Origin of the sequence: Flavobacterium sp. N2550 (assembly GCF_025947265.1) — a bacterium.
Lineage (GTDB): Bacteria > Bacteroidota > Bacteroidia > Flavobacteriales > Flavobacteriaceae > Flavobacterium > Flavobacterium endophyticum.
The window spans coordinates 3,244,435-3,260,118 of sequence record NZ_CP110007.1; the positions used below are offsets into that span (position 1 = coordinate 3,244,435).

The 15,684-nt window shown below is 39.2% G+C and carries 9 protein-coding genes, 7 tRNA genes and 1 pseudogene; 2 read left to right on the forward strand and 15 right to left on the reverse strand.

The genetic code is table 11. The annotated features are described in order from the left end of the window. Positions 1-70: 70 nt before the first annotated feature. From OLM56_RS14290 to OLM56_RS14355, 14 genes and pseudogenes are all read right to left on the reverse strand, one after another. Positions 71-1,441, reverse strand: coding sequence for a slipin family protein (locus OLM56_RS14290; RefSeq protein WP_264527465.1), 1,371 nt, complete (start codon positions 1,439-1,441; stop codon positions 71-73). Between the two features lie 380 nt (positions 1,442-1,821). Further along, positions 1,822-2,142 carry a hypothetical protein gene (locus OLM56_RS14295; protein WP_264527466.1) on the reverse strand — a complete coding sequence of 107 codons (321 nt, stop codon included), beginning with the start codon at positions 2,140-2,142 and terminating at the stop codon, positions 1,822-1,824. A 29-nt stretch (positions 2,143-2,171) separates the two neighbouring features. Next, positions 2,172-2,244 (reverse strand) — tRNA-Phe (locus OLM56_RS14300). A gap of 6 nt (positions 2,245-2,250) precedes the next feature. Beyond that, a tRNA-Leu gene (locus OLM56_RS14305) sits at positions 2,251-2,323 on the reverse strand. Positions 2,324-2,327: 4 nt separating this feature from the next. Further along, positions 2,328-2,414, reverse strand: a tRNA-Tyr gene (locus OLM56_RS14310). An 8-nt stretch (positions 2,415-2,422) separates the two neighbouring features. Further along, positions 2,423-2,494, reverse strand: a tRNA-Pro gene (locus tag OLM56_RS14315). An 83-nt stretch (positions 2,495-2,577) separates the two neighbouring features. Beyond that, positions 2,578-2,650 (reverse strand) — tRNA-Asp (locus tag OLM56_RS14320). A gap of 21 nt (positions 2,651-2,671) precedes the next feature. Further along, a tRNA-Arg gene (locus tag OLM56_RS14325) sits at positions 2,672-2,745 on the reverse strand. Positions 2,746-2,749: 4 nt separating this feature from the next. After that, positions 2,750-2,837, reverse strand: a tRNA-Ser gene (locus tag OLM56_RS14330). Positions 2,838-3,779: 942 nt separating this feature from the next. Continuing rightward, positions 3,780-5,627, reverse strand: coding sequence for an Eco57I restriction-modification methylase domain-containing protein (locus OLM56_RS14335; RefSeq protein WP_264527467.1), 1,848 nt, complete (start codon positions 5,625-5,627; stop codon positions 3,780-3,782). Continuing rightward, positions 5,627-6,421 carry a hypothetical protein gene (locus tag OLM56_RS14340; protein WP_264527468.1) on the reverse strand — a complete coding sequence of 265 codons (795 nt, stop codon included), beginning with the start codon at positions 6,419-6,421 and terminating at the stop codon, positions 5,627-5,629. The genes OLM56_RS14335 and OLM56_RS14340 overlap by 1 nt, the downstream gene beginning before the upstream one ends. Then, the gene (locus OLM56_RS14345) at positions 6,422-7,537 is read right to left on the reverse strand and encodes a hypothetical protein (protein ID WP_264527469.1); all 1,116 of its coding nucleotides are present in this window, start codon (positions 7,535-7,537) and stop codon (positions 6,422-6,424) included. Next, complete coding sequence (locus OLM56_RS14350; protein WP_264527470.1) at positions 7,530-9,845, reverse strand: ATP-binding protein; 2,316 nt, start codon at positions 9,843-9,845, stop codon at positions 7,530-7,532. Before OLM56_RS14350 ends, OLM56_RS14345 begins: the two co-directional genes overlap by 8 nt. Positions 9,846-9,923: 78 nt before the next feature. Beyond that, positions 9,924-10,088: pseudogene (locus tag OLM56_RS14355) on the reverse strand (DNA polymerase beta superfamily protein); the annotation flags it as partial. A gap of 566 nt (positions 10,089-10,654) precedes the next feature. Here OLM56_RS14355 and OLM56_RS14360 point away from each other — a divergent pair. Further along, entirely contained in the window at positions 10,655-12,373 is a 1,719-nt protein-coding gene (locus OLM56_RS14360) for a T9SS type A sorting domain-containing protein (RefSeq protein WP_264527471.1), read from the forward strand. 68 nt (positions 12,374-12,441) lie between these two features. Then, entirely contained in the window at positions 12,442-14,769 is a 2,328-nt protein-coding gene (locus OLM56_RS14365; protein WP_264527472.1) for a BspA family leucine-rich repeat surface protein, read from the forward strand. Positions 14,770-14,782: 13 nt separating this feature from the next. Here OLM56_RS14365 and OLM56_RS14370 read toward each other — a convergent pair whose 3' ends face one another. Then, complete coding sequence (locus OLM56_RS14370) at positions 14,783-15,586, reverse strand: TatD family hydrolase (protein WP_264527473.1); 804 nt, start codon at positions 15,584-15,586, stop codon at positions 14,783-14,785. Positions 15,587-15,684 lie beyond the last annotated feature (98 nt).

Consider the following 15,684-nt stretch of genomic DNA (forward strand, 5'->3'; position numbering starts at 1 on the left):
GTAGCTAATTTTTCTTTATCAATACCCCATAACAAAACAGCCACAGATTCAATGAATCCATGGCTGCTTTTTATTTAAGGAAAATGTCCTTTAACTGAGTGATGACGTTGCCGCCGCCAGAAATGGTGATTTCACCAATCCTATCTGCGATTTTCTCGACATATTCCATCTCTTTCAATTTCCACAACATTTCGTTTTCTTCCATCAATTTTGCCGTATTCAGCAAGCTTCTGGTCGAAGCCGTTTCTTCACGCCTCATGATGCTGTTCGCCTGTGCTTTTTTCTCGGCTACAAGCACCTGGTTCATGATTTCCTTCATATCGCCAGGCAAGATAACGTCTCGGATACCTGCATCAGAAACCGCCAAGCCCAAATCCTTGATTTTTGCTTCCACGTTTTCCAAGATTTCTTTAGCAATCGTATCTTTCCTGTTCAACAATTCATCCAATGTCAGGCTTCCGATAAAAGCCCTCAAGGCCAATTGCATTAAAACGTACAATTGCTTTTCAAAATCCTTGTTGCCGACCAAAGCATTGTAGATATCCGAGACTTGGTACCTCACAAAAAAGTTGATTCTCAAGCCTGCCTTGTCTTTAGTCAGCAATTCTTGTCCTGAGATTTCCAATTGCTGCTGCCTTGCGTCAATAGTCTTCACTTCAACAGAAATGGCATTGTTCCAAAAGTAATAAGCGCCTGCTGTCAATTCCTTGATAAAAGAACCGTTGACAAACAACAATCCTTTTTCATAGCTGGCTACCTGAAAGCGCCTTACATACATTTTCAACTTGGCCGTTTCCAATAAAGCAGTCGGAATCGGTTCGGTAATCTCTGTTTTTGACAAGTCTGCCCTTACGAATTCGTTTTTGACATAGCCTTTCCAGAAAGCATACCTTCCTGTGACCAAGACTTCTTTAAAGATACCGTTTACAAAATACAAGGCAATTTCGGTATCGGCAATCTCAACAACTTCTAGCAACGAAGCCAAGGCTTCATTCTGCAACAAAAGGTTCAGTTCTACTGGAGCCACAAAGGTTTGTTTCTTTTCAAAAACCATTACCTCTTTGTTTCCGAATACCCATGCTGTGCCTTCTTCCAAGACATCCACTAATTTTCTATTTTCAAATACCAGACCTACTTGGTAGGCATTAATACGTACTTTTCTAATCATTTTTATACTTTTTAAATTCAACATAAATAAGAAAACGAACCTTCTCCATCCTTCTTCAAAAACGGGAGCGCTGGTCGGTCTTTTTTTAATCAGGATCTGTTTCTGTCCATTTCCAAAAGAAATCCAGCAAATGAAATCTTTTGTCAAGCCAGAAAGAAAAACCAATAGTCCAAAAGACGCTTCCATGCTCGCAGGCCCTGTCAAAAGTGCAAGAACCCAGACATTAGATTCGGGCATTGCTGATAGAGACAGGCTCCTTCTCTTTGGTGGCATTATTTTTAAGAGCAATGCGACTCTTGCTTACAGATTGATAGTCTGCGAAGGCGACAACCGCTGTCAAACCGAAACGAGCTCGGTGCAGGATTCGAACCTGCGTAACTTCTATTGTTCTAACCAATTGAACTATCTGCCTAATGCAGAGCGGGACTCGAACCCGCAACCCATAGAGTGGTGATGGTTTTTTGGCAAACCACCCAAACCTCCAAATCAAGTTGCATAGAAAAACATGATGCTTTTCGGCAAAGTTCTCTACAATGGTGCCATACAGAAACACGCAACAGGACTTGTTTGATATTGTTGTTTCAATGAACTTGTCTTATTCCTCTACAAAGATTTTAAAACCACTGCGCAATTATTTTGCGCAGTGAATTAAATTATAAAAGCCCCCTATTTTTCTGGTGCTCTCGGTCTCTCTGTTCGATTGCCCCAAAGGGACTTCCTTTGAAATAGCCTATATTCACGAAGCCGTTTTCTTCTGTTATCAGCGATTCTTTTTTAGTGACGGCTCCAGTATATTTAGAACCATAACTGCCCGTCAGCTTTTTTGTCGCCGGATCCACGTCGCCCCATTCGGGCGTCTTCCCGTTATAGATCGGCTCGACAAAATAAACAATACCCGTCAGTCGCGACTTCATCAAGAAGCGGCCCGTCTCATCCGTATTGGTCAAAAACCTTTTTAAAATGTCTTGTCTCATGATTCTCATTCTTTTTAAATTAAACACTGCGGAACAGATTCGAGTCGAACGAATACCTCTAGTGCTTCAAACTACCGTGCATACCACATACACCACTGTTCCTTTTCGTACAGGAAGAGAGACTCGAACTCTCAAAAAACAGATCCTAAATCTGCCGCGTATACCATTCCGCCATTCCTGCATTTTGGTGGAAGTAGTAGGAATCGAACCTACTCCGTACTTAAACAACAGATTTACAGTCTGCCCCAACCCTCCAACTTTGGCGTACTTCCTTACTTTGTCTGAGAAGCAGGATTCGAACCTGCGGCCTCCCGCGTCCAAGGCGGACAAACAACCTCCGTTATCTTCCCAGTTTTAGGGTGCTTTCGGGAATCGGACCCTGTTCTTCAGAACCACAATCTGAGGTTTTACCAAATAAACTAAAAGCACCATTCGCGGCTCATACGGGGATCGAACCCGTTTCTCCCGAGAGACAGTCGGGAAGGTTAGCCAGTAACCCCAATGAGCCAGTTCCTTTCTAGAACTCGTGTGGCCTCGACTGGATTCAAACCAGTAACCTGCTGCTTCGTAGGCAGATGCTCTATTCTGTTGAGCTACAAGGCCATTGCGGAGAGCAAGAGAATCGAACTCTCATTGCCTTTTGAACAAAACCGATTAGCAGTCGGTTGCAACAAACCACTATTTGCCTACTCTCCTTTTGGGCATAAAAAAAGCACCTCGTTAAAGGTGCTTCAAATCATAGGGCAGGATATGCTTATCCTATCAGCCTGTAATCATCATACACCTGTATCTTATAAAATCTGCGATCGAGACTCGGGCTAGACGGCTGCCCGTTATGTGATCTAAAATAAATAGCCATCGCTTCTGTGTTTTTATATAGTGAATTCATTGTCTTCATTTGTAATTCGTAATTTCTAATTCCCAATTCTAAAATTTCTTCGGCAAAGATAAAGTCAAAAAAATCAAACCTCCAAATTATTTTTAAATTTATTTTATTGATAATCAGTTAGTTATACTTGTATTTACGCATAGAAAATCTTGTCCGTTATACAACAGATATCCTTACAATATTCAAATGACTGTCTCTCATTTGGTTAGCTTCCAAGTCTTATTTTCGTTTTTTTATACTAGGCATGAAACATTTTTTTGCTTTTTTTTAGGCCGTATTTGCTATGGCGCTTGTTTTTATATCATTTCTGTTCTTTTTTGCTTTTTATTTCTTCTCTAAAACCGCTCATGTTTGTTCCTATTCGTTTCCAAATAGAGTGAAAACAAAAAAAGCGCCCCGATGTCGGGACGCTTTTGCTATATAGTTTCAGATTACCAGTTACAAATCCTGCTTGAAATCTTTACGATACCTACCACATCCATGACGTTCCGCCAGAAGTTTTGCTTCATGACGATCGCTTATTGGTCCAAAAGACGGTGTGCTATGTTGGTATGTATTTTTCATTTCGAGGGCAAATGTAGTTGATTTTTTTAAATAAACGATGAGACTAAAAGTGACACATGATTAAGCAAACTTCAGATAAGAATATAATTGTAAAACATATTCCTAAAATAGGAAAGAAAAGCTATCTATATAACAACAATATATCACTATATACTTTTTACTTTATAGACAGACAAGAATAAAATTAATTCCTATATAGCAAAGCAGTATCTATACCATATTTCATATCTATAAAGTCATCCAACTTTCCTTTGTCTTGTTCGTTTATTAAATGATTTATTTCTTCTTCTGTAAAATCATAAATTCCAAATCGTTTAATGTAATTTCGGCTTAAGGAGAAATATCCCGACCCATAAGGCTTACTTGAATTAACAATATAAAACCAAAAGAGCCTTGAACTCATTATTTTTTTCATAAATAACAAGTCTTTCTCATTAGAACTGATAAGAGCCAAACCATTATAAAATAATAAATCTTCATCAAGATTTACAACAAAATTTGGTGTATTTGGTGTTATATGTGGAAAAAACAATTTATATTTTAATTTTTCTATTGATTGATTTCTACCATATGCAAACCAATTTTCATATTTCCCATTCCCTTTGTCTCTTTTTGCTAGAATCTGTTTTTTAGATTGTAAATATTCATAAGCCTTTGGAAAATTATTTTTGAAGTTAGTTTCTTCAATCAATTTTACATTTCCTTCTTCATGATAATAAGGGAAAATTATTTTCTTCTTTAAAAATTCAATAGAATCAATTTTAGTTAATTTATTTGGATTTATAATTTCCTTACAAATTTCCTTTTCTATTTGATATAAACTTCCATTTTGTAAATAAAAATACTTATCGTCTTCTTTTATTGAATCAAAAATAAAAATATCGTTTTTTAAGGTCGCAATTCCATTTCTAGTCTTAAACTTTTCACCTAAAGGAGTACCTATAGATTCAATTTTATTTAGAATTTCAATTTCTTGAAGATTCCATCCATTTAATGTTCCTAATGAAGAATATAGTATATTATTAAATTTTATTCTTGATAAAACAAGATCATGAGGATTGTTTAATTTTGAATATTGTATGAAATCTGAATTTGTTTTTTTTATTAAGCATAAACAGGTATAAGTAGATTTTGAATGAAATACCTGTTCACCACCAAAATCAATTAATATGAACTTATTTTTTTCCTTTTGAAAATATTCCCTTAATGCTCTACCATTTATGCTCTTAAAAAAAGTGTTCATAGTAATATAACCTAAGATACCGTTCGGTTTAAGAATAGATAATCCTATTTCAAAAAAAGGAATATATAAATCCGGATGCCCTGATGAACAGACTGTCCATAACTTTAGATATTCTTTAGACTCTTTATCAATATTACGAGAACAAACATAAGGTGGATTACCAACAACGATATCAAAACCTTCAAAGTTTGAAATTTTTTTATCCCACTTAAAATTTAAGGCATTTCCTTTGAAAAAATTGAATTCAAATATTTCTTCATCCTCTCCATCAATTATTGCTAATAATGAGAGTAATAATTCCGACCTTTTAACAGAATATTTTTGAATATCTAATCCGAAAATATTTGTTTTGAAAATATCGAAATAAGTTTTTTTTGTTTTGTTCTTTATTTTTTTTGAAACATTGTACAGGAATCCTGCACAACCACATGCCGGATCACATATCGTTATTCCATCAAAATCGTCATAATTAGAAAGTGCATAATCTAAAATATAATTTCTAATATAATCCGGAGTATATATTGCCCCAGTAACTATTTTTTCTTGAGGAGATATTACAAATTCAAATGCTTCAATTAACTCTTCAAAGGATGATAGTTTTTGAATTTTTAAAAAATCTGTCAATTCATTATAATCATCACATTCCTTCGTTATTAAAAGTTTTTTTATTCTTTTATTATTAATTGAAAAAATATTATTAGAATACAAAAAGGCAGAAACTATTAATCTATTTATTTTTTCTGTACTAAAAGAATATGATTCTAAATATTTGAATATTTCTTGTTTCATTACATTATTTGTGGACATATATCCTTAGTATTCCAATCATTATTTATTGCATGGAAGCCAAAGTGATGAGCTAAACTAGCAATAAACGGTTTTAAAGTCCTTTCCTGCGAACTTTTTAGGGCTTTTAAGTATTTAGGGTCTTTTTTAAGTTTACGCCATAATGCAGGTGAGAAATTTGATAAAACGAAATCTAATCCTGATATAAAGTCCATCGGGTAATGCATGAATCTAGGATTATCTAAGATTAGGTGATTACCGAAATTCCTTCCTACAGCATTATATTTTCCTAGCTTTCTTCCCCCCATTTGGAAATGATAAATTGGATGGACTTCATTCGATGGATTTTCTCCTTCTATATGTCTATCCAAATGATATGATAAAATATGGTCTTTTTGACTTCTAGACTTACCTTCAATGACTATATTGAATTCTAGATGCTTAAAAGGGTCTTTACATTCTTTTGATGCATCAAAATATTCTCCTTTTAAATCAACACTAAACTCCAATATTGCCTTCTTAACAGTCTTAGGATATTGAATGTTACTTGATATATCAATTTCAATAATAAAACTGTTTACACTGTATCCCCAACTTAAAGGCGTACCTACCATTTGTCCATCCTTTCCAACAAATGTAGGTGGTAGATTATACTTATCTTTTAATCTTTTAATTGCTCTATCAATTGTTCCTATTGAACTTTTATCAACTTGGCATCTATCCAAAGCTTGCTTTAATAGATTCAATTCGTCAGCTAAAGCCAATCGATATTTATAATTTGATTCATCAATTGTCATTTAGTCTATTTTTTTTCTTTCAAAACTTAGTCGCTCTATATCAGTTGGATGTACTTTTATTCCTTTTTTTGACACCAAATCTGGCTCTTCAACAATTGCATATAAGGAAACATATGCATAATCTTGCCATGGCTTTGGTTCTCCTTTTCCACATATTTTAAATCCTTCAAAAGGATCTAATGGTCTCCTTGTAATTTCACATATATTCCAATAATTACTACTTTGAAAAAGTTCAATTGGTTTTGCTGTCTTTAAATCATTAAAACCCGTTTTTTCTCTTAACAATGTGACTCTAGATTCCGCATTAAGACTTGCAAGATTTTCATTTGTCATATTTTCAAAAACGTCAATCACTATATCATTCCACCATCTGTTCCAACTATTATGGAAAATTCCATCATATCTAGCTTCTAAAAAAAATTTCACAAGAGCACTCCAATCTTTTGATTCATAGATATTAATCCCTAATCTTGCCGCTAGTGTTTCCTCGCTAATTAATACACCAGTAGGTTGAATAATATCTTTAAATATAACTCTAGCAATTTCATGAATTGGCGGATTCTCTTCAATAACAAATCTAGACAACATTCTTTCATCTAGTTCCTTATAGTCTCTTTTTAATATTAAAGAAAAATCTTTTTTGCTTGTATTTAATATTTGATATCCATCTATTAAAGAAGATATTTTATTAACTGTTTCATTATCGATATCGTCCTTTAAAAAAGTCCAATCAAACAAATCATGACTAGTAAAATCTCTAGTAAAAGAATCTTTAATTTTATCTTCAGTAGAACATAGAATAATTGGTAAATCAGGTAACAAACCTTCAGATGCTAAAGTTCTAATCATTTGTGCCAATGGAGGTGCTTGATATCTAACTTGAAATTTTATGTCTTTTTCATCGGCAGTATTTTCTTGAGGTCCATTTAATTGGAGATCCAAAATTAAAGCATTATAACTTTTAAGTTGTTCAACTAATATGTCTAATTCATTTTCAAAATTGTGAGGTTTCCTTAAACTAACTTCTAATATATCATTTGCTTCTAGTTTTTTCTTAATTGGTTGGGTCAAATCATCTTTCTCATCATCAAGATAAAATACTCTATATTTACTCATAATCTTCTATTTCAGTTTTTGGTAATTCAATTCTAATTGTAGTAGCATAATTCTCTTTTGGTTTTGTTACAAATACTTCACCACCGTATCCTTCTATAATGTCTTTCACAATTTTAAGACCTAAACCTGTACCTGATAGTTCTTCTATTTCAGTAGAACTACTGCCAGATGGGTTGCTTGTTGTATAAAAAGCATCAAAAATTTCATCTTCCTTTTCAGGGGCAATACCAATACCATTATCTGAAAACTCTAAATATACTTTATCTTTAATTTTGCCAGCCTCAATACTAATCTTACCAACTATAGATTTTTTAGCAATTGCTTTTTTTGAATTTGTATAAAAATTAAACAAAATTGAAGCCCACTCTGATGAATGCATAGGACAAGTAAATAAATTATATCCTTTAAATTCTGGCTTCTCTAAATAAATATTACTTCTCTCTAAATCAGGTGTAATTATTTCAATGAAATTAGAAATTGGCTCTCGTAATTCAATTGGCTTAAGTTCTCTATTCACATTTTTAGAAATAGCATCCTTAAAAAAAGATGTATAAACGGTGAATGCTTCTAAATTTTTTTGCAAACGAAGTCCTGTTTTTTTACCCTGAATATCTTCGATTAAATTTGTTAAATATTCGGCATCATATTTAAATGCTGGTTCATAATGATTTACTTCATGAACAAATTCACCAATCGTCAAACCCAATCCTGCTAGAATTCTTAACATTTGTATTTCCTTGAGTAATTCTTTTGTTTCTATTTCATGATCTATCGTTTCTTGCTGTTGTACCTCTTCCAACTCAATTAATTTCTCGTTAATTGTTTTTAATTTCGTTGAAATATTTTCTTTTGTGTTTGATTCAATAGTACTCTCATCAGTGATTAACTCTGGACTAACTATTTCATTAAATTCTTTTTTAACTTCTTTAATTATGTCTGCAGTTGTTTTTTTATCCCAATCTTTTTGACCAGCAGTACCCTTTTTATCTCTAGTTTGTGAAACTTTTAAAGCTACATCAGTTAATACTTTGTATCCAAAATCCTTAAGTTCTACTAATGCATTTGTCTCCAACAATCCTTCTCTACTTGATAATTCTTGAAAATTAATTCCATTTTTATCAATTACTTCAACAAAACCAAAAAAATGTAAATTCGAATGGGGAGCTAAGATACTTCTTCTTCTCATTGAAGCATCTAATGTAAGCCAATCATCATTTTTTTCAGCATATGGTAAAACTCTAAATCCATTTCTATATAGTCTAATTCCACCATATTCCTTTGCATTTTCTAGTATGTAAGAATTGACTGTTTTAGGGATAAATGAAGTTTGATTTCCGTTATAAATAAAATAGAATGCTTTCAGGTGAACATTCTTTAAATCTGAATACTTATCATCTCTTTCTTTTTTTCCTACTAAATATACTTCTTCTGGAATTGATAGTTTATCACTTTTAAAGGAATAATATCCTTGTCCTTCATTGTCTACATACGCTTCTATTTCAGCTAGAGCATGCTGAAAAAAAGCACTTTCCTCATCAATTATTACATTTCCATTTCTATAAAAAGTAACTTTAAATCCCGGATCATCTTTACTTTTTTCAAACCTATCCGATAAAGGAAAAGGTTGTAATAAATCAGAAATATATTTGTAAGCTCTTTTTATCATTGAATCAGACCAAGAATCCCTTACATTTTCAATAATAAGAGTAGTACCCTCTTCTTTTTCCTTATCAACTTCTTCAATTTTATTTGAGATTAAAAGTAAATTTGAATCAATCTCATATCTATCCCAATCAATTGTTACTTTGAGGGCTTTACTTGAATCTAAAGTTTGTGTAATTATCGTTAATGTCTGACCTATTCTCTGAGTTGCAAAGCGACCAATTCCTTTTTGACCTGCTCTAGTTCTACCAAATCTTGGAGACTTTGGATTGTGTATTTTATCACTAGATGATATAGTCATAAAACCTTTTATAAGTTGACTCCTAGTCATACCTAATCCAGTATCCTCGATTGTTAAATTACCACCAGGCTTCTCACAATTATCAAAATATAAATCAACTGTTAAGGCGTCTGAATCATAAGCGTTTTTTACTAGTTCTGAAACAGCAGTTTCATGCCTTCCAACAAGCTCCTTACCTAACCTATTTATAACACCTGCATCTACAGAAAAACGTACACTATCTAAATCAAGATTCGCTATTTCATGTGAAAGTTCAAGAATTAAGTTATTATCAGAAATGTCTTTTAAAAGCTCTTCATTTAGCCTTTTCTTCAAAAGCTGTATATCCTTACTAACAATATCCATCGTAATCAAGTTTGTGTAAAAATACATAAACTAAATGTATATTTTTTTAAAATATTTTTATCATAATAAAAAATGTAACGACAAGTAATAATCAATATTGTGCTTGTAGATAAAGCAGATGTCATAGTCGCTGTCTGGAGAAGCAAATCCTCAGGCACGGCTACCCGATTCGCAGGCAAAAAGGATCTCTACTCCTTTTTCTTTTTCTACCTGCTCCAATTTATAAAGTATCTTATTTATCATCGTCAGTAATTTCTCAAATTTAACAAAAAAACAATCGTAAAAACAGTTTAAAAAATAAGTCCGATTTTACGCCTTTTTTAGGGGCTTTCTCCCAGTCATGTTCGGGTCTTGTTCTGATCGTGTTCGGAAAAAAGCATCTTTTTCCGAACAACATCAAAACAAAACTGCATTAAAACTAGAGCAAAATACCATTTTTCCCAAAAATAAACCTGCCAAGCAACCCAAAAACATCGTTAAACAAATTTGTTTATTATCGACCCCGTTGCCTTTTTTCCACCGCAAAGCCGCGAGTTCCTCCAGGCTCCGAAAGCAAGGCGACTATTGCGATTCCAGCAGCGCCCAAAACCCAACAACCCACTTCCTGATAAAAATTATCAATTACAAAACGCAATATTTAATTTATTAGCCTAAGTTTGCAGTAGTGGCCTTATAACCAAGCTGCTGCCTGCCATCTATCGCCCCTCAAATCAGAATCTGCCACACAGACCGTATGCCCCAAACAAGGCGGTTGCAGTACAAAAAGAGCGCCACCCATACCACAAAACCGACCAACACGAGCAATGCTTATGAAAAAAATTACCCTCTGGACAGCGGGCCTGCTGTTTGTATTTTCCTCAGCCTATAGCCAAAAAGAACTCTGGGGCTACCGAATGACTTCAATCGGTATGCCCGGCAGCAATGACGGCCAGATTATCAAGACTCCTCTTATAGGAACCGATACCGAACCGGAAACGGTGTACTCTTTTGATCCTACGGGACTGACAGGACGGTATCCGAGAGGCAAGCTGTTTCAGGCATCTAGCGGAAAATTATACGGTGTTACGAGCTACGAGACTACCGTTCCCGCACCGGGAGTGCCTTCGGGCGTCTTGTTTGAGTACGACCTTACGACCGACCGCTACAAGCTTCTTTATAGCGGCCTTGTCAATGCCATGCATGCCGTAATCGAGCCGCTTCCTGGCGTGCTGTACGGCGTGACCAACGGCGGCAGTTCGGTGTTCAAGTACGTTATCGATTCGGAGCAGTTCAGCATCGTGGCCACCCTGCCTCCCTTTACATACAACGGCAGCAACCAGTACCCGAAATTGATAGCAGGAATGATGAAGGCTTCCGACGGAAATCTCTACGGCGTTACGTCTATGGCGCCTTCTACGCAAAATATTCCCTATCCGGGCGGCATCTACAGGCTCAACCTTGCTACGGGACAGCTCGTCAAGGTCTATGTCTTTGGCGTGGGCGGCTCTGATATCATGTATCCTATGTATGAGAGCGGATTGGTAGAAGGCGCAGCCGGAAAACTTTATGGCACGGCTCTGGGCGGCGCACATATAGGCCCTCAAGGCGTGGCTCCGCTCGGAAGCGGCACGCTCTATGAATTTACGATAGCCGGCGCTACCATGTCAAAAAAGTTTGATTTCGACTATGCAGTCAACGGGGCCAACCCAAGCCCGCTCGCCAAGAGCGCAGACAACAAGCTCTACGGTACCTTGGGCGGAAACAACAACAGCGCTCTTGCCAACGCAGACGGGCTGGTCTTTGAATATGATCTTGCCACAGGATCCTTATCGATGCCTCATATTTTTTCTTATGTTGCAGATGATCTGGTCCGGTCGCCCTACGGCGCGGTGCTAAAGGGCAGCGATAATGCTATCTATGGCAACAGTCCGCAAGGAACCTTCAAGCTCGACTTAACCAACAATACGGTCATCCGCAAGATGATTACCAGCAATATGTCTGAGCTAAAAGACCTTATCGAGATCTGCCGCAAGCCGTCGTACCGCTTCTTTGATACGGCCTCGTTTATCGTGTGCCAGAACAACCCGTTCGTGTTCGACGTGCACAATACGAACGCCGCAAGCTACGTATGGAGAAAAGGCTCTACGGTACTGCCCTTGCAGACTACCGGAATACTCAACATTGCCAGCCTTACGCTGGCCGACAGCGGCATCTATACCTGCACCATGACCAACGCCTGCGGCACTACCGTGACCATGCCTTTGCAGCTTACGGTTGACGGCTGCCTGGGGCTGGACGAGGCTATCGGCCTTAAAAATGCCATCAAGCTGTATCCTAATCCTGCCGCGAATGTCTTAAACCTAAAGCTTCCGGAAGCGGCCGATTTTGCCATACAGCACATTTCGATCACCAATATGCTGGGACAGCTCGTCTATAGCGGCGCTTATAACAGTCCGGCTATAGAGATCAGCTTCTTAAAAACGGGACTCTACCAGTTGCTGTTGACAACGGACAAAGGCGACTGGAACGGCAAATTTGTCAAGGAATAATTTCCATACAAATTAGCTTCGTATCAACCTTATAGGCTATCAAACCAACCCAGAATAACAAACCGACCATGAAGATAAAATTACTATTCTTTGCAGGCTTACTGCTCTGTTCTTTACAGAGCTTCGGGCAGTTCATCACCGAATGGAACACGGGCGCTTCGACCACTATCACGGTTCCGACTACCGGAACGGGCTATAATTATACGGCTACCATAGCGCGGCTAGATACTCCGGCCGTCATCCTCACCACCCTGACCAACGTAACGGGGAATGCTTCTTTTACGGGATTGGCTATAAATACGGCCTATCAGGTCAAAATTACGGGTGCTTTTCCGCGCATCCATTTTAACAATGCGGGCGACAAGACCAAAATAAAAAACATCACGCAGTGGGGCACTATTGCCTGGAGCAGCTTTAGCAATGCTTTTTATGGCTGTACCACGCTAAATATCACAGCTACCGACGTGCCCCTGCTTGCGGGAGTGACCTCTATGAGCCATATGTTCCAGTTTTGTACGGCCTTGAACGGCCCTGCCAATATCGGCAGCTGGAATACGGCTTCGGTTACCGACATGAGCTACCTCTTTAGCGGGGCTTCTCTTTTTAACCAAAACATAGGCGGCTGGAACACGGCTGCGGTGACCAACATGAGCAACATGCTGGCCAATGCCACCGCATTCAACCAGCCTATCGGAAGCTGGAATACGGGTGCCCTAACGACCATGGACTATCTTTTTTATGCAGCCAGGGCCTTTAACCAGCCTATCGGAAACTGGAATATGGCAAATGTCACAAATATGGACAGCGCGTTTTCGCAAGCTTCTGCCTTCAACCAGAATATCGGCAGTTGGAATACAGGAGCCGTGACCACTATGCGCAGCATGTTTACTGGCGCGACGGCCTTCAACCAGCCTATCGGGAGTTGGAATACGGGAGCCGTGACTACCCTAAGCGGCATGTTTAACGAAGCAACGGCCTTCAACCAAAATATTGGCAGCTGGAATACGGCTGGGGTGACCGACATGTCTACTCTGTTTTCTGGCGCGACCGCCTTTAACCAGAATATCGGCGGGTGGAATGTCAGCGCTGTTACCAACATGAACGCCATGTTCCGTCAGGCTGCGGCTTTTAACCAGAACATCAGCGGCTGGAATGTTTCTTCGGTCATCAACATGCTGAATATGTTCCTGCAGGCGACCTCTTTCAACCAAGACATCAGCAGCTGGGATATTTCCTCGGCGCTTTATATGGATTCCTTGCTTAAAGATGCTACCGCTTTTAACCAGAACCTTGGCCCTTGGGGAGAACACTTGAATCCGAATGTCATCTTGGGCAGCTTTTTCGGCGGCTTTTTAGAGAACTGCGGCATGAACGTCGCCAATTATGACGCGACACTGGTGGGCTTTAATACGCACGGCCCAAACGGCATTACCATGGGAGCCTTGGGAATGTATTATTGCAATGACGGCGCGGCTGCCCGTGCCAACCTGATCCTGCCGGTTGCAAGCGGCGGAAAGGGATGGAACATTTCGGGCGATACGTCGCTGGCGGCTTCTACCCCGCTGCTGGCTACGGCCGGTACTACCGTGACGTTGACCTATGCGGGCTGCAATTACGACTGGTCGAATCCGTCGAACCGTGCCCGAAAGATGCTGACACTTAACCCGAACGGCAATAGCCTGGCACCGACTGGCGTATCCATCAACCATAATAGTATCGGTGCGCTTCCGGCGGGAATCGCTTCTTCCAGCGGCTACTACCAGATCAGCAACGGCACGAACAGCGCCAGAATCAGCAACCGCCTGGTAACGGTTATCGATGCCGGAAACCATACCGCCAATGGGGGCGTCATCGCAAGAGTCTATTATTCGACAGCAGAATATACTAATCTCGTCATCAATACCCCTCCAGCGGGAGAAATCGTAGATGCGGGATGGTTCTTGTCTAGCACGACTACGGCTGCGGGCGTGGTAGCTGGCTTGTCTGCCGCTGCCTATGCGCTACCGGGTGCCGAAAAGATCGTTCCGTTCAATTCGGGTTCTGAAAACGGCATTGCTTTCGTGGAGTTCAAGCTTTCAAAGATGGGAACTATCGGGCTGTACGCCAAGACACAGGATGGGCCGCTCTCGCCTGCCTTGTCTGTGCCAGACAATGGCAAGAACAGCCGGCTGGTACTGTACCCAAATCCTGCAAAGAACCTGCTGCACCTGAAACTGCCAGACAGCCAAGACGGACCGATACGAAAAATAACGATAACTAATTTGCTGGGACAGGCCGTGTACAGCACTGCCCAAAATATAACGGATATCGATATCGCTAGCTTGGCGGCCGGAATGTACCAGATTGTGCTTTCGAACGACCAGGCCCATTGGAGCGGGAAGTTCGTAAAGGAATAGCACGTCTGAGCCATTACTTCAGCTCAAAAAAAGCTTTTGCGTTGGCTGTCGTCTGCTGGGCTACTGCATCTAAGGTTATGCCTTTAAATTGTGCTACGGTACCCGCTACAAAAGGCAAAAAAGCAGGCTCGTTACGGCGTTCGTGGTATTGGGTCAACAGCGACTTGGGTACGTTTTTAGGCATCATAAAAGGCGCATCGGTCTCGATCATTAGGCGGTCGAGCGGCACATACTGCACGACTTCCTTTAATTGGGCAAAGCGGTTCGTATCGCTTACAGCTCCGGTAAAGCCAAGATAAAAGCCTTTGTCCAAGTAAACCTTTGCCTCGTCTAGCGTGCCTGTAAAACAGTGCACTACGGCTTTGGGCAGTCTCGGCAGATAAGCATCTGTAATAGCAACAAAACGTTTAAAAGCCGCTCTTTCGTGAAGAAAAAGCGGCAGCTGCATTTCGATAGCCAGTTCCAGATGTGCCGCATAACATTGCTCTTGCTTGTCGCGGGGCGAAAAGTCTCGGTCAAAGTCCAAGCCGCATTCGCCAACGGCAACTACCTGCGGTTTTTGCAGCAGTGCCTTGAGTCGGCCGATGCTCTGCCCGTCAAAGGTCTTGGCATCGTGCGGATGGATACCTGCCGTAGAAAAAAGGGTGTCTTTGTAGCGTGCTGCTATTACCGCAGCTTCTTCACTACTTCGTACGCTGGTTCCCGTAAGCAGCATCTGCGACACGCCGGCCTCCAGCGCATTTTGTACGATATCGTCTGTATCGTTTTGGAATTGTCTGTTCGTCAGGTTGATTCCTATATCTATGTATGTTTTCATTTTTTGGTTATTTATGTAATCCGCATTTATATGCTGTTATTGCTTATTGTTATTCTTTTTAGGTTCGGTCGCTCGGCTATAAATGACTCAAGCTCTGT